The organism is Ruegeria sp. BC8 (genome assembly GCF_056535705.1).
Genome location: NZ_JBQFIV010000001.1, coordinates 2,315,370 through 2,334,151, shown reverse-complemented (window position 1 = coordinate 2,334,151; position 18,782 = coordinate 2,315,370). Strand labels below are relative to the sequence as shown.

Here is an 18,782-nt window from a genome sequence, read left to right as displayed (position 1 = left end):
TGCTTACCGTCGAACCGCGTTGCCAGCGCCGGTCGGGCACCCTATCTTCGCGTTCATGCGCTGGATACCCACCTTGTTCGCCTGTTGCCTGCCGTTTTCCGCGGTGGCGCACCCGCATGTCTTCATCGACACCGGGTTGGAATTCATCGTGGACGAGTCGGGCAACCTGACGCATGTCCGCGTCACTTGGGCCTATGACGAGTTCTACTCGCTGCTGGTGCTTGAAGACATGAGGTTGGATCAGGACGGCGACGGCGTGCTGTCCGAGGCGGAGGAGCAGCGCCTCGCCGGTTTCGACGCGCAGTGGGTCGAAGGATACAACGGCGATCTGGTCATCGTGGCCTCCGATCAGCCGGTTGTCTTGTCCGGCCCGCTGGAACCGCGCGCCACGACCGAGGATGGCCGCATCGTGACCACCCATCTGCGCAAGGTCGAGGGCGAGCCAGTACCCGCCCTTGCGCTGTCTGCCAAACCCTATGACGAGACATTCTATACCGCCTACGAAGTGACGCGCCCGGTCACCGTTTCCGGGCCTGAAACCTGCCGGGTCGACAGGTTCGAGCCGGATATCGACGGCGAACTGGCCCAGATGCAGGCCTTTCTGCTGACCCTGGACGCCGACTATGACCTCGAGGAGAACGACATCCCGCTGGTCGGTGAACGCTTTGCCACCGAGATCCGCGTTTCATGTCCCGCTACCTGATCCTGCCGGTCGGCCTGGCAATAGCGCTGCTGCTGTGGTTCTGGGGCAGCGGAGGCTTTGACAGCCTCGCGTCCTGGGCCGCGGGCGAGCAGCGGGAATTTCAGAACCAGATCGCCCGAGCCCTTCGGGCCGCGCGGGCCGAACAGCCCGAGGCCGTGGCCACGCTGCTGGCCGTCTGTTTTGCCTATGGGTTCTTCCATGCGGTGGGGCCGGGGCATGGTAAGGTGCTGATCGGAGGGTACGGGCTGGGCCGCAATGTCGCATTTCTGCGCCTGTCGGCGATCAGCGTGCTGTCCTCGCTGGGGCAGGCCGTGACGGCCATCGTTCTGGTTTATGCAGGCGTTCTGGTGTTCCAGATGTCGCGGCAAAGCCTGGTCGGCGCCACCGAGCAGATCATGGCCCCGGTCAGCTATGGCGCGATCGCGGCCATCGGGCTGTGGCTGGTTCTGCGGTCGCTGCGCAGTTTCGCCCGGCGCGGTCGTGCGGACAGTGCCCCGCATGACCATCACCATCATCATGATCACGGGCACCACGATCACGACGGTGAGGTTTGTTCCGATTGCGGGCATCGTCATGGCCCCACCGCCGAAGAGGTGGCCCAGATCGGCAGCCTGCGCGAGGCGCTGATTCTGATCGCCGGCATCGCCGCGCGACCCTGTACCGGAGCTTTGTTCGTGCTGATCCTGACCTGGCAGATGGGCATCGCGATGGTCGGTATCGCCGGGGCCTTTGCCATGGCGCTGGGCACCGCGACCGTCACCACCCTGGTTGGCTGGACGTCGTTCGGGTTGCGGGGCGGGTTGCTGGCCTCGGCCTCGGCCACGCGGTTCGCGGCCGTGCTGGCGCCCACGATCGAACTGGTGGCCGGGCTGCTGATCGCGGTGATCGCCGGTGGATTGCTGCTGCGCGCGCTCTGACGTCAGTCGAAAACAGGATCGGGGTAGCCCACCCGCGCCAGGTACAAACCTTGCGGAGGGCAGACCGGCCCGCAGGCCGCGCGGTCGGCAGCCTCGAGCGCATCGCGCACGTCCTGCGGTGTCCAGGCGCCCGCGCCGACCCGTTCGAGCGTGCCGACGAAACTGCGCACCTGGTTGTGCAGGAAGGACCGGGCGCGGACGTGGAAATGCACCTCGGGGCCGGAAAAGCCCGGAACCTGTTCGACGCGCAGCTCGTCCAGCGTCTTGACCGGGCTGGCCGCCTGGCAGATCGAGGACCGGAAGGTGGTGAAATCGTGCCGCCCGATCAACATGTCGGCCCCAGCCTGCATCGCGGCGACATCCAGCGGATGCCCGATCTGCCAGACCTGGCCCTTGTCATGGGTCGCGGGCGCACGGCGGATCAGTATGCGGAACAGGTACTGCCGCTCGATGGCCGAGAACCGCGCATGCCAGTCATCCGCCACCCGCGCGGCCTTGAGAATCGCCACCGGCAACGGCTTGAGGTGATAGTTCAGCGCCTCGGATAGGCGGAACGGGTCCCAATCCTTTTCCAGGTCGCAATGGGCCACTTGCCCCAGCGCGTGAACGCCCGCATCCGTGCGCCCGGCGGCCGCGATCGTGTGTGACCCGGGCTGTAGTTTCGACAACGCCGCCTCGATGGCGCCCTGGACCGAGGGCAGATCCTTCTGCCGCTGCCATCCGGCAAACGGCTCACCTTGGTATTCGACTTTCAACGCGTATCTGGGCATGGGCTGCTGGTACCCTGCCGGAGGCGCCCGGGCAAGGGCAGGCGGCAAAAGCGCTGGCAACCGGGGCAGCGGCTACCTATCTTGGGACAAACAAGAAATGCGGGGCGGCGGTTTGGTCATCTCATCACTGGCAGACAGTCTTGTGCGCGGCGTCGAATCCGTCGGCGACCGCGTGTCCGAGACGTTTTTCGAACCGGTCGTGCGGCTGGGCGTCACCGGTCTTGCGCGGTCGGGCAAGACGGTGTTCATCACGTCGCTGGTGGCCAACCTGCTGGACCGGGGGAGGATGCCCGGCCTGGTCGCCCAACAGGAGGGGCGCATCAACGCCGCCTACCTGCAGCCGCAGCCCGACGACACAGTGCCCCGGTTCGATTATGAATCGCACCTGTCGGCCCTGACCGGGCCTCAGCCCCATTGGCCCGACAGCACCCGCGCCGTGTCCGAGCTGCGCCTGTCGTTCAAGGTCCGCCCTGCCGGGCTGCTGGCTGGCCTGCAGGGGCCACGCACCGTGCATCTGGACATCGTCGACTATCCCGGCGAGTGGCTGCTGGATCTGGCACTGCTTGATAAGTCCTATGACGACTGGTCACGCGAAACGCTGGAGCGGATCGCGCAGCGTCCGGCCGCGGTCGATTTCCTGGCTCAGATCAAAGCCGTTGATCCGGCCGACCCCCATGATGAACCTACCGCGCAGGCCCTGGCGCGGGGCTTTGCCGACTATCTGACCGCCGCGCGGGATGCGGGGTTTTATGACTGCACGCCGGGCCGATTCCTGCTGCCGGGCGATCTGGCCGGGTCGCCGGTGCTGACCTTTGCGCCGTTGCCGGTCGAGAGCGCCTCACGCCGCCGCAGCCTGCACCGCGAGATGGAGCGCCGGTTCGAGGCTTACAAGGCGCAGGTGGTGAAGCCCTTTTTTCGGGATCATTTCGCCCGGATCGACCGGCAGGTGGTGCTGGTGGATGCGCTGGGCGCGATCCACAAGGGCCCGCAGGCGGTCGAGGACATGCGCCGCGCCATGGGCGACATCCTTTCGGCCTTCCGGCCCGGCCGCAATGCGTGGCTCAGCCAGCTGCTGCTGGGCAAGCGGGTCGAACGCATCCTGTTCGCGGCCACCAAGGCCGATCACCTGCACCACCTGCAGCACCCGCGCCTGACCGCGATCATGGAGGCTCTGACGCGCGAGGCGCGCGACCGCGCCAGGTTCGCCGGGGCCGAAACCGCCGCCATGTCCATCGCTGCGCTGCGCGTGACGACCGAAGAAATCCGCACCCACGACGGCGTCGAACTGCCCTGCGTGCGCGGTAGTTTGGAGAATGGAAAACAGGCGGCCTTCTACCCCGGAGAGCTGCCCGAAGACCCCGCCCATCTGCTTAATCCTGCGCGTAAGGGGGCCGACACCTGGCTGGGCGAGGATTACGGGTTCATGACCTTTGCCCCCGCGCATCTGTCGCTGCGCCCCGGTGACGGCCCGCCGCATATCCGGCTGGACCGCGCCGCGCAGTTTCTGATCGGAGACCGGCTGTGACCGTCACCCTCAGGCCCGCGCGCAGCCTCGACGCTGGGGCGGTCGGAGAGATCCTGCACGGCTTTGCACGCGAAAACGACTGGATGCCCGAGCTGCATTCGGGGGCTGAAGCCATCGCTTTTTGTGGGCAGATGATCGACAAAGGATGGGTCACGGTTGCCGAACAGGGCGGCAAGGCCGCAGGCTTTTTGGCCATGGACGGAACCGAGGTTCATTGCCTGTACCTGAGTCCCCCTGCGCGGAATCAGGGGATCGGCACAGAACTGCTGGACAGCGCCAAGGCAGGTCGCCGAGAACTGGCGCTGTATGCGTTTCAGGCCAACACGGGCGCGTGCCGGTTCTACGAACGGCACGGCTTTATAGAAGTGGCCCGCAGCGACGGGGCCGACAATGATGAACAACTGCCGGACATTCGGTTCGTATGGCGGAAAAAGGAGTGACGCATGGCCAAGGGTCCGGTTCTGATCGAGCTTGACGAGGATGCCCCGGCCGCCGACGTGTCGAAGGCCGCGCCGGTACCGGATATCGCGCCGCCCCAGGGGCAGGCGATGCAGGCCGCGGCCCGGCTGGCCGCGCGCAAGCCGTCGGTTCTTGGGCGGTGGTTCTGGGGGCTGGCGGTTGCGGTCGTGGGGGCGGCGGTCTCTGTCGTCGCATGGAATTTCGCCACCTCGTTGATCGCCAGCGTGCCAGTGCTGGGCTGGATCGTGACCGGCCTGATCTGCGCGCTGGTGCTGGTGGCCCTGCTGATCGCGCTGCGCGAACTGGCCGCGCTGGGCCGGCTGTCGCGGGTGGACGGGATGCGCCGCGCCGCCGATGCCGCGCTGGCCGATGCCGATCTGGCACAGGCCCGGGCCGTGACGCAGCGCCTGATAGCGTTCTATCGCGGGCGCGAGGATACGCGCTGGGGCCGCGACCGTCTGGTCGAACGGATCGAGGACCAGTTCGACGCTTCGGGCCTGCTGGGACTGGTCGAGGATGAATTGCTGGCCCCGCTCGACGCCGCCGCCAGCCGCGAGGTCGAGGCCGCCGCGCGCCAGGTCGCGACGGTGACGGCGCTGGTGCCGCTGGCGTTGGCCGATGTGGCGACGGCGCTGCTGGCCTCTTTGCGGATGATCCGCCGGATTGCCGAAATCTATGGCGGGCGGGCCGGATTCCTGGGGGGCTGGCGATTGACCCGAGCGGTGTTCGTTCACCTGGTGGCCACCGGTGCGGTGGCCGTGGGTGACGACCTGCTCGAACCGGTTCTGGGCGGGTCGGTCCTCAGCAAGCTGTCGCGCCGCTTTGGTGAGGGGCTGGTCAACGGTGCCCTCAGCGCCCGCGTCGGCGTGGCCGCGATGGAGGTCTGCCGTCCGCTGCCCTTCTCGGACCGGCACAGGCCGTCGACCCGCGGCATGGTCTCTCGCGCGCTGGGCGGGCTGTTTTCCAAGGGTTGATCTGCCGCAAAGCCAACGGGCCGCCGCGCGGGGCACAATCTTCCGGAAGGGAGACCAGCCATGGCGGATCACGGCCACAGCCAACAGGAAATCGCAGACCGGATCGACGCCCCGCCCGGGCGCGGGGTCCTGCGCGACGTGGTCTATGGCGGGATCGACGGATCGGTGACCACGCTGGCCATCGTGGCGGGCGTGGCCGGGGCCGGGCTGTCGCCCTTCGTCATCGTGGCCTTGGGCCTGGCCAACGTGCTGGCCGACGGATTCTCGATGGCGGCGGGCAACTACTCGGGGACCAAGGCCGAGCTGGACAATATCCGTCGGATCCGCGCCATCGAAGAGCGCCACATTCGCCTCTACCCCGACGGCGAGCGCGGCGAGGTGCTGGAGATCCTGTCCCGCAAGGGCTTGTCGGGCCGGGTGCTGGAACAGGCAACCGATGCGATCACCGCCGATCGGGATACCTGGATCAACCTGATGATCGAGGGCGAGTACGGGCTGGGCAGCGTCGATCCGCATCCGCTCAAGGCCGCTGCGGCCACGTTCGCGGCCTTTGTCGTGGCCGGCATGGTGCCGCTTGTGCCGTTCCTGTTGGGGGTTGAGGGCGCGTTTTCGGCCTCGGTCCTGATGACGCTGGGGGTGTTCTTTGCCATCGGCGCGATGAAAAGCCGGTGGTCGCTGGCGCCCTGGTGGCGCTCGGGGCTTGAAACGCTGGCGATTGGTGGAGCGGCGGCGGCAATCGCCTATCTCGTCGGGTCACTATTCCATCCCTAGATCACTGGCATCAGATCGCAACAGGCTGAAACCATTCGGGATTTCCAGACTGTCTTACCGCACCTGCACAGGATAGCCTGTAATGCAGATTTGCCCGGAGGTGCGGTTTGGAATCTCTGCTTGTTCTTGTTGGCTTGGTCGTTTTGGCGATGCCGGTATCTATTGTCGTTTTGTTGGTCGGTCATGCCCGTCTGCGGCGGCGGGTCGAGCAGTTGGAAATCAGGTTGGGTGCCGAGCCGCAGCCGGACGCGGAGCGGCCACCAAAGACGCAGTCCGCGCCGATCGAAGCGCCGACGCCTGAACCGCGACCGGCCCCTTGGGGCCCGCCGAAACAGGAAAGCCCACCGACGCCGGACCAACGGCCTGACCCTGAAGAATCGGCAACTGTTTCTGAGAGTGCATCGCCTCCGGCTGCAGTGGTGTTCCGCGCCGAGCGGTTCGACGACCTGGGCGCGTGGCTGCGCGAGAACTGGTTCTATGCCGTATCCGCTCTGTCGCTGGCGCTGGCGGGGATTTTCCTGGTGCAATACGGAGTCGAGAACGGGTTGCTGCCGCCCACAGCGCGCGTGCTGGCGGCCCTGGGCTTCGGCGCGCTGCTGATCGTGGCGGGTGAAATTGTGCGGCGCCGATACGGCGATGACGAGTCGTCGGCCACCGCCTACCTGCCTTCGGTGTTCTCCGGCGCGGGGCTGGTCACGCTGTTTGGCGGCGTTCTGGCGGCGCGCCAGCTCTATGACCTGATCGGCCCCGAGGCGGCCTTGGCGGGCATGATCGCCATCGCTCTTGTCGGGCTGGTTCTTGGTTGGTTCCACGGCCCGCTGCTGGCGGCGATCGGGTTGATCGGAGCCTTTGCCGCGCCTTTTGTCGTGGGCGGGGACTCGGCTGAGCCGTCCTGGCTGTACGGGTATTTCTTCGTGATCGCCGGGTTGGGGCTTGGGATCGACACGGTGCGGCGCTGGGCCTGGGTTTCGGTGCTGTCTCTGGTGGGCGCCTATGTGGCGGGCCTTTTGCTGGTGACGGGTTCGCCGATCACCGAACCGGCTTTCCTCGTCTACGTGGCCGCCGTTGCCGTGATCGCCATTGCCATTCCCGCGCGGCGGATCTGGCCCGATCATGACGGCGCGATGTTCAGCGAACTCCTAGTCAGAAAAACCAGTGGTCCGTGGCCCGAATTTCCGACGCGCCTGGCCTTTGGGGCGGTGCTGGCAAGCTCGGCCATTCTGGCGCTGCAATGGGCCGATACGAGCGGTGAGTTCTGGCTGGCTGTGATCCTACTGGCGGGGCTGACTTTCGCCCTGCTGATCTGGGCAAAGGACGCGCCGGCCCTGCAGGACATGACCGCGCTGCCTGCCTTGGGGCTGGGTGGTTTCGTATTCACGCATGGATTTGATGACGGCGCGGTGGCGCGTGGGTTCTGGCAGACCTATTCCGAAACGCCCGAGGCCGATTTTCCGTTGGCCGTGACCTGGCTGGTTGCGCTGGGCGCGGTGATCTCTCTTCTGGCGGCATGGCGGTCTTTCCGGGGCGGGCGGTACCCGTTGGTCTGGGCCGGAGCCGCTGCGCTGTACGCCCCGGCGCTGGCCATCGCGCTTGAGCTTGGCTGGCGCCCGGCCAGCGTGATCGGAGCCTACCCCTGGGCCTTGCATGCGGTCGCGCTTGCGGCGCTGATGGTGGTACTGGCCGAGCGCTTTGCCCGCGTGGATGGCGAGACCCGGATGCGTCAGGCTTTGGCCACGCTGTCGGCCTTGTCCTGCTTGACCTTCGGCTGCGTGATCGTGCTCAGTTCGGCGGCGCTGACCATCGCTTTCGTGGTCACGATCATCGCGGCGGCCGCGCTGGACCGGCGGTTCAACCTGCCGCCGATGAGCTGGTTCATCTGGGCCGGCGTTGCCACCGTCACGTTCCGGCTGATCCTGAACCCGGGTCTGGACTGGGCGCTGGAAGCACCGGTTGCGGAAATGTCTCTGGTCTATGGAGCTGCGGTTGCAGGCTATCTTGCCGCATGGTGGATGCTGCGCCCCCTGGACCGCCCGGTCGCCAATGTCATGTTGGACAGCGCGGCTTGGGCGACGGGCGGCGTTCTGGTGTCTCTGCTGCTGTTGCGCTGGTTGGAAGGGCTCGGCGAAAGCGGTGCCGACGACAGCCATTGGGGGCTGGGCCTGCTGTCGGCCATTTGGCTGCTGCTGGCCTTTGCGCAGGTGCAGCGGTTTGCGCTGGGCGGGCGACTGAACTGGGTTCGGGTCGCACTGGGCGTGTTCTTTGCCGCGCATGGCCTGTTGTGGCTGGCGCTGGCTGCGACAGTGGCCAACCCTGTTTTGCGGTTTGGGGCAGATCCTGTTCTGGGGCCTCCGGTGGTTAACACGCTTGCCATTGCCTATCTGCTGCCGGGTCTTGTCATCGGCCTGTCCGCGTGGCGGATCCCCAAGATGTCGGCGCAGTTGCGGCTGACCTGCCGGGGGCTGGCCGTCGCGCTGGGCGCCTTGTGGCTGGGCCTGACAATCCGGCATTTCTGGCAGGGCGCGGCAGGCATGTATGAAGGCAACGGCGTATCCCAGCCCGAGCTTTATACCTATACGCTCGCCCTGCTGGTGATCGGCGCGGCGCTGTTCTATCAGTCGCTGGCGCGTCGGTCGGACGTGATGCGCAAGGCCGGGCTGGCGGTGATCGGGCTGGCGGTGGCCAAGGTGTTCCTGATCGACATCTCGGGGCTGGGCGGTCTGATCCGGGTGTTTTCGTTGCTGGCCTTGGGGCTGGCGCTGGCGGGTCTGGCCTGGCTGAACCGCTGGGCCAAGCTGCGCCATTCGCCGCAGGGGCCGGAAGCTCTGGACCAATAGGCGCAACCGGCCTATAAGCCCGGCCATGCAAGACGTTTTGGCCATTATCATTCGAATTATTTCCCCGGCGCTCTGAGTTTCCGAGACGCCGGGCAAAGGTGCTTGAGTTCATCGCACCGACCGCTTCGATCCAAACACGCCAAGATCATCCAAGGGACGCCTCTCCATGTGCGCCGACACGACCCAGACACCCGACTACAAAGACACGCTGAATCTGCCCCGAACCGAATTCCCCATGCGCGCCGGCCTGCCCAAGCGCGAGCCCGCATGGCTGGACCGCTGGGAAAAGATCGGCGTCTATGACCGCCTGCGCGACAAACAGGGTCGCAAGCCCTTCACGCTGCATGACGGCCCGCCCTATGCCAACGGGCATCTGCATATCGGCCACGCGCTGAACAAGACGATCAAGGACATGATCGTGCGCAGCCACCAGATGATGGGCTTTGACGCGCGCTATGTGCCCGGCTGGGACTGCCACGGCCTGCCGATCGAATGGAAGATCGAGGAACAGTACCGCAAGAAGGGCAAGAACAAGGACGAGGTTCCGGTTATCGACTTCCGCCAGGAGTGCCGCAAGTTCGCTGAAGGCTGGATCGACATCCAGCGCGAGGAGTTCAAGCGTCTGGGCATCACCGGAAACTGGGCCGATCCCTACGTCACCATGGACTATCACGCCGAGGCGGTGATCGCGGACGAGTTCATGAAGTTCCTGATGAACGGCACGCTGTATCAAGGCTCGAAACCGGTGATGTGGTCGCCGATCGAGAAGACTGCCCTGGCCGAGGCCGAGGTCGAGTATCACGACAAGGAAAGCTTCACCATCTGGGTGAAGTTCAAGGTGGTGAACACCGGCGACACCACGCTGGACAACGCCTATGTGGTGATCTGGACCACGACGCCTTGGACCATGCCGTCGAACAAGGCCGTGGTCTATGGCAAGGACATCTCGTACGGGCTGTACGAAGTGACCGGCCGCCCCGAGGAATGCTGGGCACGGATCGGTGACCGGTACCTGCTGGCCGACAACCTGGCCGCCGACGTGTTCGCCCGCGCGCGGCTGGACGACACCATGTACCGCCGCCTGTGTGACGTCACCCAAGACGATCTGGCCAAGATCCAGCTGCAGCACCCGCTGGCAGGGGCCGAAGGGTCCAACGGCGAATGGGACGACATTCGCGATTTCCGCGCGGCCGATTTCGTGACCGATACCGAAGGCACCGGCTTCGTTCATTGCGCGCCCTCGCACGGGATGGAGGAATTCGAGCTGTACCGCGATCTGGGCATGCTGGAACAGGTCATCACCTACAACGTGATGGACGACGGCAGCTTCCGCGCTGACATGCCGTTCTTCGGCGGCAAGTACATCCTGTCGCGCAAGGGCGGCGAGGGCGATGCGAACAAGGCCGTGATCGACAAGCTGGCCGAGGTCGGCGGGTTGCTGGCGCGTGGCAAGATCAAGCACAGCTATCCGCATTCGTGGCGGTCCAAGGCGCCGATCATCTATCGCAACACGCCGCAATGGTTCGTGTCCGTCGATCGCAAGCTGGACGACGGCATGGACGAAATGGGTGGCACTATCCGCGAACGCGCCCTGCGCTCGATCGACGAGTTGGTGAAATGGACGCCGCCCTCGGGCCGCAACCGCCTGTATTCGATGATCGAGGCGCGCCCCGACTGGGTTCTGTCGCGCCAGCGTGCCTGGGGTGTGCCACTCACGTGCTTCACCAAGAAGGGCGCTCTGCCCACCGACGCGGACTATCTGCTGCGCAACGCGGATGTGAACACCCGCATCAAGGCCGCGTTCGAAGAACACGGTGCCGATGTCTGGTACACCGACGGGTTCAAACAGCAGGTGCTGGATGGCATCGTGAACCCCGACGATTATGACCAGGTGTTCGACGTTCTGGACGTGTGGTTCGACTCGGGCTCGACCCATGCGTTCGTTCTGCGCGACCGTGAAGATGGCACCGACGACGGCATTGCCGATGTCTACATGGAGGGCACCGACCAACACCGCGGATGGTTCCATTCCTCGATGTTGCAGGCCTGTGGCACGATCGGCCGCGCGCCGTATCGCAACGTGGTCACGCACGGGTTCACGCTGGACGAGAAGGGCAACAAGATGTCCAAATCGCTCGGCAATACCATCGTGCCGGAAGAGGTCGTCAAGCAATACGGTGCCGACATCCTGCGCCTTTGGGTGGCCCAGACCGACTATACCGCCGACCAGCGGATCGGGCCGGAAATTCTGAAAGGGGTCGCCGACAGCTATCGCCGGCTGCGCAATACGATGCGCTTCATGCTGGGTTCGCTGGCCGATTTCACCGAGGCCGACCGGATCGACCCGGCCGAGATGCCGCGTCTGGAACGCTGGGTGCTCAGCCGCCTGGCCGAGTTGGACGAGCAGGTCCGCAAGGGCTATGCCGCGTTCGACTTCCAGGGCGTGTTCAGCGCTGTGTTTAACTTTGCCACCGTTGACCTGTCGGCCTTCTATTTCGACGTGCGCAAGGATGCGCTGTATTGCGACGGGGACACCCCGCGCCGCCGCGCCGCGCGCACGGTGCTGGACATCCTGTTCCACCGACTGACCACCTGGCTGGCGCCGGTTCTGGTCTTCACGATGGAAGAGGTCTGGCTCGAGCGGTTCCCGGGCGAGGACAGCTCGGTGCATCTGGTCGACTTCCCCGACACGCCTGCCGATTGGCGCGACACCGAACTCGAGGCGAACATGGCCAAGATCCGCCGTGTACGCCGTGCGGTGACCGCCGCGCTGGAAGTACAGCGCCGCGACAAGGTCATCGGCTCCAGCCTCGAAGCCGCGCCGATCGTGCATGTCGAGGATGCCGAAACCCGCGACCTGCTGGCCACTTTCGACGTGGATGACCTGTGCATCACCTCGGGCCTGACCGTCACCGCCGACCCGGCCCCGGCCGAGGCGTTCCGCCTGCCCGAGATCGAGGGCGTCGGTGTCGTGTTCGAAAAGGCCGAAGGGGCCAAGTGCCAGCGCTGCTGGAAGATCCTGCCGGATGTGGGACGCCACGCCCACCCCGGCGTCTGTGGCCGATGCGATACGGCGCTGAGCTGAAAATGATCCCTGAAACCCCCGCCATCGCGCGGGGGTTTTTCTTGCGGCTTGCGACGCACCCGCCAATCTGAAACTCTGCGCCCATGCCGATGATTGCAGTGGAAACCCAGTTCGGATGCCTCGGGGTCGAAGAAGAGGACGGTGCCATCACCAGTCTGGTGTGGGACGGTCACACAACGGGTGAGACGACCCCGCTGCTGATCGAAGCGGCATCACAGATCAGGGCCTATGCCGAGGGCCGGTTGCAAAAGTTCGACTTGCCACTGCGTGTCGTTGGGTCCGAATTCCAGAAACAGGTCTGCGGCTTGATGTCCGCGATTCCTTTCGGTGACACGCGGACTTACGGTGATATCGCGCAGGATCTTGGATGTCCGGCGCAAGCTGTCGGGCAGGCCTGTGGTGCCAACCCGATTCCGGTGATCATTCCCTGTCACCGCGTTCTGGCGGCAAGCGGCCTTGGCGGGTTCTCGGGGCAGGGCGGGGTTGAGGGCAAGGTTGCCCTGTTGCGTCACGAGGGCGCTGCCAGTCTGCTGATCTGACCGCCGGAATCCGGTTGCAATCTTTCGCAAAGCGTCCCAACCTGAGACAGTTTTCGAACCCGAAGGACTGCAATTCATGACTGCGAAAATTGACCCCGCCGCCCGGAAGAAGGCCATCATTGACCAATTGATGGCGTTGGAGGCACAGGAGTTGGCGACGGCGCAGGCGCACCACGATGCCTTTCAGAAAGAGTCCCAATTGGATGACCGGGAAGGCCACGACAAGGATGATATCGCGGCATCGCGCGAAAGCGCAGATCTGGCCGCCGCGTTTGACGGGCCGGTGCATGCGCATCATGCCAAGATTGACGTGATCGAAAACACCGATTTCAGCCTGACGGATACAGTGCAGCCGGGCGCCGTAGTCTGGCTGGGCGATCGGCATTTCGTCGTCTGCGTGTCGACCACCAAGTTCGACGTGGATGGCGAAACATATATGGGGATTTCAACCCAAAGCCCGATCTATCTGGCCATGGCCGGAATGCGCAAGGGCGACGTCTTCACCCATAATGGCACCGAGTTCGAGATTCGGGAAATTCTCTGATCTGTGATTTTCGCCCGTTCGGGCCGCGTCTCAATCGCGGCTCGGCGGCATGATTTGCTGGGCGATCCCCGCCGAGACCAGATACAGGCTGGTCACCACCAGACCCCAATGCGCCCAGCTTTGCGGGTGAAAATCCACCCAAGCGGCCCATCCGGCAAAAAAAGTCCAGGCGAAGGCCATGGGCAGGGACAGGTTGCGCCAGCGTTCGGTGCGCACGGGGTGAATGAATTTCAGGGGCAGAAACATTGCAACGGCCAGCAACGCCACAAGGACGAGGCTGAACCAGAAGTCGGGCTTCAGCGCAAAGATCACCACCACGACCATGTTCCAGCAGCCCGGAAAACCGGAAAAGGAATTGTCCTTGGTCTTCATCCGCGTGTCAGCGAAATACATCGCGCTGGCGAATGTGATGACGATGATCGCGAACCAGCCGGTCCAGCCGTCCATCAGACCGGATTTGAACAGCGCATAGGCCGGAATGAAGACGTAGGTCAGATAGTCGATGATCAGATCCAGCAGAACACCGTCGAACTCGGGGGCGTTCTTTTTGACGTGATAGTGCCGGGCCAAGGGGCCGTCGATTCCGTCGACGATGAACGAAACGACCAGCCACAGAAACATCAGGCTCCACTTTTCCTCGACCGCGGCCAGCATGGCCAGCATCGCAAATACGGCTCCGGTCGCGGTGAACAGGTGAACGGCTAAGGCTTTGAATCTGAGTGTCATGACCCGTGTCATGTACGATGCGCGCCCGAGATGCAAAGCAAAAAGCCCCCGGTATCGGCGCCGAAATGCGGTTGCTGCAATTCCGCCGCGTCTCAGGCTTTGGGGTGCGCGCGGTTGTACACCTCCATGAGGCGCGCGGTGTCGACGGCGGTATAGGCCTGTGTGGTCGAAAGGGACGCGTGACCCAGCAGTTCCTGAATGGCCCGGAGGTCTCCGCCAGCCGACAGAAGATGGGTGGCAAAGCTGTGCCGCATCGCGTGTGGAGTGGCCGTTGCCGGAAGACCCAGTTGCATACGCGCTTTGGCCATGACGCCCTGAATTGCCCTTGGACTCAGGGCCTTGCCCCGTACGCCGCGGAACAATGGGGCGGTCGGGCAATGGGGATGTGGGCACAACTCAAGGTATCGGTCGACCGCCTGGCGCGCGGCGGGGATGACCGGAACGATCCTTTCCTTGTCACCCTTGCCGACAATTCTCAGCGTGTTGGGCAGGGGGGCATCCGCGCCGGTCAGGGACAGGGCTTCGGAAATGCGAAGGCCGCAGCCATACAGCAGGGTCACGACGGCAACATCGCGGGCGGCAACCCAATCTGATCCGGATTGCAGCTCGACCGTCTCGATCATGGCGCGGGCGGCGTCTTCGGCCAGCGGGCGCGGCAGTTTCTTGGTGTATTTCGGGGCGCGGGTGGACAGTACGGCGGTGGGCTCGAACCCCTCGCGTTCGGCCAGCCAGCGATAGAAGCTTTTGACGGCGGACAGTTTTCGCGCCAGTGACCGCGCCCCGACGCCGGATTCGCGTTGCTGTGCCATCCAGGCCCGCATATCCGAAACGGTGATGCGCTCGAGCGCCGCCAGCCCCTGCCGTTCGCTGTGATGCAAAGTCATGAAAGACAGGAAATCCGAGACATCCCCGCGATAGGCGTTGATGGTGTTTTCCGAACGGCCCGCCAAAGCGGTCAACCCCTCCAGCCACAACTGCAACGCATCGCGGCAGGCTGGAGAGATCAGGCTCACGACAGCCAGTGGCGCATCGACCGTTCGAATACGCCTGCAAAAAAGGCCAGCAGATCAGTGCCCAATTGAGGCGAGAAGTGCCTTGGGTCGCGCGCGCCCATGACAATCATGCCCGGCAGACGCCCTTTGCCGAGATCCAGCTGCATACATGCCTCAGATTGCAGTTGGTCCAGCTGATCCCCGTGCACTCTGCGGTTGGGCTGGCGAATTTCGCGCAGGACAACCTCGCGCGCGGGGTGGTTCGGTGCGTTGTCCATGTAGGATTGCACGAAACCCGGTTCCGCCACGGCCAGAACACCGTCCAGCCGGTCGATGCTTGGGTCCTGCTGGACCATCGTGGTTTCCAGGACCAGCGTGATGCGGTCGACGCGGAGGATTTCGGCAACTTCCGTACCCAGCACGCGCAGGAAATCCTCGAATTCCGTTGGCTCGAGTAGGCGCAGGATGGCGCGGTGAACCTGGTTGGTTCCGGCTAGGTTCTCGTAGGCGGCTGCGATGACCGAGCGATGTGTATCCTCCAGCCGGTCCAGCCGTGCCTCAAGCCGCTGCATGGCGATTCCGCGCAGGTCGATGATGTTGTCTCCGCGGGCGCGTTCGTTCGCGGCGACCAGCGCCTGCATCAGATCCTTGTCGTCCAGCACGGCGTCCGGCTCGGCCAGAATCGCGGCGCGGAGGTTGTCCTCGAGTTTGGGATTGCTGCTCATATCCTGTCCGGTCTTTTTTGTTAGGGGCGTTATAGCACGGGTGCCCGGAAATACCTTGGGAAAAATGCACGTTTAGGTGGATTAGGCGCCGTGTGTGGGGGCGTGGCTCCCGCCTGCAGGCTTCTGATCAAAGATCAGGCCCACTGCAGTTGGGCCAGGCGCGGCCCCAGGCGGGCCGCGCGGTTGTACTTGGGATCAATGGATCACAGAATCTTCTGGCCGGTCTTGGCCCAATCCGACAGGAAGGCCTCGAGCCCCTTGTCAGTCAGCGGGTGATCAGCCAGCTTTTTGATCACGGCAGGCGGGGCGGTGATCACGTCGGCGCCAATGCGGGCGCTGTCAGCCACATGGTTCACGCTGCGGATCGAGGCGGCGAGGATTTCAGTTTCGAACCCGTAATTGTCATAGACCTGACGGATGTCTGCGATCAGGTCCATGCCGTCGAGGTTGATGTCGTCCAGACGTCCGATGAAGGGCGAGATGAAGGTCGCGCCCGCCTTGGCCGCCAGAAGCGCCTGATTGACTGAGAAGCACAGGGTGACGTTGACCATCTGGCCTTCGTCGCTGAGCGTCTTGCAGGTTTTCAGACCGGCCCAGGTCAGCGGCACCTTGACGGCGATGTTCGGTGCGATCTGCGCCAGCTTGCGGCCTTCGGCGATCATGTCCTCGGCTTCGGTGGCGACGACTTCGGCGGAAACCGGGCCATCGACCAGGTCGCAGATTTCCTTGGTCACTTCCAGAATGTCGCGACCCGATTTCAGGATCAGCGAGGGGTTGGTGGTGACACCGTCCACCATGCCCAGGTCGTTCAACTCGGCGATGGCGTCGATTTCGGCTGTGTCTACGAAGAATTTCATCGGGGCAGTCCTTTGATGGGTTGGCCTTGCTCGCGGATGCCTTTACCTCAAAGAGACCCGTGCTGAAACCCCTGCTGAAGAAAGGCGCGCATTGAGCGACCCGGTGCAATTCGACCAAGGTGAGCTGGTGGCGGTTCTGACGACCCAGCCTCTGGACCGGACGTTGGATTACAAGGCGCCCGAGGGGGGGTGTTTCCTGGGGGCCTTCGTCGAGGTGCCGCTGGGCCCGCGCAAGGTTCTGGGCGTGGTTTGGGGCGCTGGGCGCGGCGATTTCGACCGCAGCAAGATCCGCTCGGTCATCCGGGTGCTGGACGTGGCGCCCATGCGCGAAGAGATGCGCCTGTTTCTGCAGCGCGCGGCCGACTACACGCTGACGCCGATGCCGGCCATGCTGCGGCTGGCCACCCGCGCGCCCGGGCTGGGCGACCCGCTGTCGATGCGCAAGATCTATCGGCTGGGCAGCGGCACGCCCGACCGCATGACCGATGCCCGGGCCCGGGTGCTGGAGGTGCTGCGTGAGTATGGCGGGCTGGCCTTTACCCTGAAGGAACTGGCCGAGATGGCCGGGGTCACTTCGTCGGTCGTCAAAGGATTGGTCAAGCAGGGCGCCGTGCGCGAGGAGGACAGCCCCCGCGACCTGCCTTATCCGACCCTGGACCCGGACCGGCCGGGCAAGGCGCTGACCCCAGACCAGACCGCAGCCGCAGACACGTTGCGGGCGGCACTGCGCAGCGGAACCTATGGCACAACGCTGCTGAAGGGCGTGACCGGGTCGGGCAAGACCGAGGTTTACCTTGAAGCGGTGGCCGAAGCACTGCGCATGGGCCGGCAGGCGCTGGTGCTGCTGCCCGAGATCGCGCTGACCGCCGAGTTTCTGACACGGGTCGAGGAGCGGTTCGGCGCGCGCCCGGCCGAATGGCATTCCGGTGCCACGATGACTGAACGCCGGCGGGTCTGGCGCATGGTCGGGCAGGGCGATGCGCAGATGGTGGTCGGCGCGCGGTCGGCGCTGTTTCTGCCGTTCCGCGATCTGGGCCTGATCGTGGTGGATGAGGAACACGACACCTCGTACAAGCAGGAAGACGGCGTGCATTACAATGCGCGCGACATGGCGGTTCTGCGGGCGGCGATCTGCGGGTCGCGGGTGATCTTGGCCAGCGCCACGCCCTCGCTGGAAAGCTGGGCCAATGCCGAAGCCGGCAAGTACGACCGGTTGGACCTGACCTCGCGCTTTGGGGCGGCGGTGTTGCCGGACATGAAGACCATCGACATGCGTGCCGAGAAGATGCAGCCGGGCACCTGGATTTCCCCCAGTCTGCGCCAAGCGGTGCAGGCGCGGATCGAGAAGGGCGAACAGTCGCTGCTGTTCATCAACCGCCGGGGATATGCGCCGGTGACGCTGTGCCGGGCCTGCGGCGAACAGATCGCCTGCGACCACTGCGATGCGCGCATGGTCGAACACCGGTTCCTCAAACGTCTGATGTGCCACCAGTGCGGCGAGACCAAGCCCATGCCCGAAGCCTGCCCCGCCTGCGGGGTCGAGGGCAAGCTGGCCCCGGTCGGCCCCGGCATCGAACGTCTGGCCGAAGAGGCCGAGGCGACCTTTCCCGACGCCCGCATCGCCATGCTCAGTTCCGACCTGTTCGGCTCGGCCCGGGCGCTGAAGGCCAAGATCGAAGAGATTGCCGAGGGTGACGCAGATATCGTCATCGGCACGCAGCTGGTGGCCAAGGGGCACAATTTCCCGAACCTGACGCTGGTCGGGGTGATCGACTCGGATCTGGGCCTGCACGGGTCCGACCTGCGCGCTGCCGAGCGGACCTTTCAACTGATGCGGCAGGTGGCGGGCCGGGCCGGGCGGGCCGACAAGCCGGGGACGGCGCTGCTGCAGACTTTTCAGCCCGAACACCCGGTGATCCGCGCGATCCTGTCGGGGGATGAGGAAGGGTTCTGGCGTGCCGAGGCCGCCGGGCGTCAGGCGGCCGGGGTGCCGCCTTATGGCCGGATGGCGGGGATCGTGCTGTCCGGCCCCGAGGTCGGGCCCGTCTTTGACATCGGCAACGTATTGGCGCGCAATGACGCGCCGCTGCGGCAGATCGGGGCACAGGTCTTTGGGCCAGCTCCGGCGCCGATCGCCCGTATCCGCGGACGCCACCGGGTGCGGCTGCTGGTCAAGGCGCCCAAGGGGGCACCGATCCAGGACGCCATCGCCCGTTGGATCGCGCCGCTGCGCCTGAAGGGCGACATCCGCCTGACCGTCGATATCGACCCGCAGAGCTTCTACTGACCCTGCATCAGCGCAGACCCGATGTGCACGGGGGATTTTCTCTCGCCAGTCGGGCGGATTGGGCGTAGAGAACT

At 64.9% G+C, this 18,782-nt stretch carries 16 protein-coding genes; 11 read left to right on the top strand and 5 right to left on the bottom strand.

Going from position 1 to position 18,782, the window contains the following annotated elements:
• The first annotated feature begins 55 nt into the window (after window positions 1-55).
• Together ACR3EK_RS11825 and ACR3EK_RS11820 are read left to right on the top strand one after the other, a co-directional pair.
• Entirely contained in the window at window positions 56-703 is a 648-nt protein-coding gene (locus ACR3EK_RS11825) for a DUF1007 family protein (protein WP_480633463.1), read from the top strand.
• Entirely contained in the window at window positions 688-1,620 is a 933-nt protein-coding gene (locus ACR3EK_RS11820; RefSeq protein ID WP_480633462.1) for a nickel/cobalt transporter, read from the top strand. Before ACR3EK_RS11825 ends, ACR3EK_RS11820 begins: the two co-directional genes overlap by 16 nt.
• A gap of 2 nt (window positions 1,621-1,622) precedes the next feature.
• On the opposite strand, the gene truA is transcribed toward ACR3EK_RS11820, so the two are convergent.
• Window positions 1,623-2,390: a tRNA pseudouridine(38-40) synthase TruA gene (gene truA / locus ACR3EK_RS11815; protein ID WP_170358129.1), complete on the bottom strand. Its 768-nt coding sequence runs from the start codon at window positions 2,388-2,390 to the stop codon at window positions 1,623-1,625.
• 112 nt (window positions 2,391-2,502) lie between these two features.
• Here truA and ACR3EK_RS11810 point away from each other — a divergent pair, with 112 nt between their 5' ends.
• From ACR3EK_RS11810 to ACR3EK_RS11775, 8 genes are all read left to right on the top strand, one after another.
• Complete coding sequence (locus ACR3EK_RS11810; protein WP_480633461.1) at window positions 2,503-3,915, top strand: YcjX family GTP-binding protein; 1,413 nt, start codon at window positions 2,503-2,505, stop codon at window positions 3,913-3,915.
• Window positions 3,912-4,355 (top strand): N-acetyltransferase family protein, encoded by a 444-nt coding sequence (locus ACR3EK_RS11805; RefSeq protein WP_480633460.1) that lies wholly within the window; start codon window positions 3,912-3,914, stop codon window positions 4,353-4,355. Before ACR3EK_RS11810 ends, ACR3EK_RS11805 begins: the two co-directional genes overlap by 4 nt.
• Before the next feature lie 3 nt (window positions 4,356-4,358).
• Complete coding sequence (locus ACR3EK_RS11800; protein ID WP_480633459.1) at window positions 4,359-5,348, top strand: YcjF family protein; 990 nt, start codon at window positions 4,359-4,361, stop codon at window positions 5,346-5,348.
• A 60-nt stretch (window positions 5,349-5,408) separates the two neighbouring features.
• Window positions 5,409-6,119 (top strand): VIT1/CCC1 transporter family protein, encoded by a 711-nt coding sequence (locus tag ACR3EK_RS11795; RefSeq protein ID WP_480633458.1) that lies wholly within the window; start codon window positions 5,409-5,411, stop codon window positions 6,117-6,119.
• Window positions 6,120-6,226: 107 nt separating this feature from the next.
• Window positions 6,227-8,953 (top strand): DUF2339 domain-containing protein, encoded by a 2,727-nt coding sequence (locus ACR3EK_RS11790; protein ID WP_480633457.1) that lies wholly within the window; start codon window positions 6,227-6,229, stop codon window positions 8,951-8,953.
• Between the two features lie 166 nt (window positions 8,954-9,119).
• Entirely contained in the window at window positions 9,120-12,038 is a 2,919-nt protein-coding gene (ileS, locus tag ACR3EK_RS11785) for an isoleucine--tRNA ligase (protein WP_480633456.1), read from the top strand.
• Between the two features lie 83 nt (window positions 12,039-12,121).
• Complete coding sequence (locus tag ACR3EK_RS11780; protein ID WP_170435340.1) at window positions 12,122-12,577, top strand: methylated-DNA--[protein]-cysteine S-methyltransferase; 456 nt, start codon at window positions 12,122-12,124, stop codon at window positions 12,575-12,577.
• 76 nt (window positions 12,578-12,653) lie between these two features.
• Window positions 12,654-13,121 carry a hypothetical protein gene (locus ACR3EK_RS11775; protein WP_170337856.1) on the top strand — a complete coding sequence of 156 codons (468 nt, stop codon included), beginning with the start codon at window positions 12,654-12,656 and terminating at the stop codon, window positions 13,119-13,121.
• A 30-nt stretch (window positions 13,122-13,151) separates the two neighbouring features.
• On the opposite strand, the gene ACR3EK_RS11770 is transcribed toward ACR3EK_RS11775, so the two are convergent.
• From ACR3EK_RS11770 to fsa, 4 genes are all read right to left on the bottom strand, one after another.
• Window positions 13,152-13,847 carry a CDP-alcohol phosphatidyltransferase family protein gene (locus tag ACR3EK_RS11770; RefSeq protein ID WP_093962794.1) on the bottom strand — a complete coding sequence of 232 codons (696 nt, stop codon included), beginning with the start codon at window positions 13,845-13,847 and terminating at the stop codon, window positions 13,152-13,154.
• Between the two features lie 92 nt (window positions 13,848-13,939).
• Window positions 13,940-14,860, bottom strand: a complete 921-nt coding sequence (locus tag ACR3EK_RS11765) for a tyrosine recombinase XerC (RefSeq protein WP_170390661.1) — start codon at window positions 14,858-14,860, stop codon at window positions 13,940-13,942.
• Window positions 14,857-15,564: a DUF484 family protein gene (locus ACR3EK_RS11760; RefSeq protein ID WP_170358146.1), complete on the bottom strand. Its 708-nt coding sequence runs from the start codon at window positions 15,562-15,564 to the stop codon at window positions 14,857-14,859. The genes ACR3EK_RS11765 and ACR3EK_RS11760 overlap by 4 nt, the downstream gene beginning before the upstream one ends.
• A gap of 203 nt (window positions 15,565-15,767) precedes the next feature.
• Entirely contained in the window at window positions 15,768-16,421 is a 654-nt protein-coding gene (gene fsa / locus ACR3EK_RS11755) for a fructose-6-phosphate aldolase (protein ID WP_170337507.1), read from the bottom strand.
• Window positions 16,422-16,512: 91 nt separating this feature from the next.
• Here fsa and ACR3EK_RS11750 point away from each other — a divergent pair, with 91 nt between their 5' ends.
• Window positions 16,513-18,708: a primosomal protein N' gene (locus tag ACR3EK_RS11750; protein ID WP_480633455.1), complete on the top strand. Its 2,196-nt coding sequence runs from the start codon at window positions 16,513-16,515 to the stop codon at window positions 18,706-18,708.
• Window positions 18,709-18,782 lie beyond the last annotated feature (74 nt).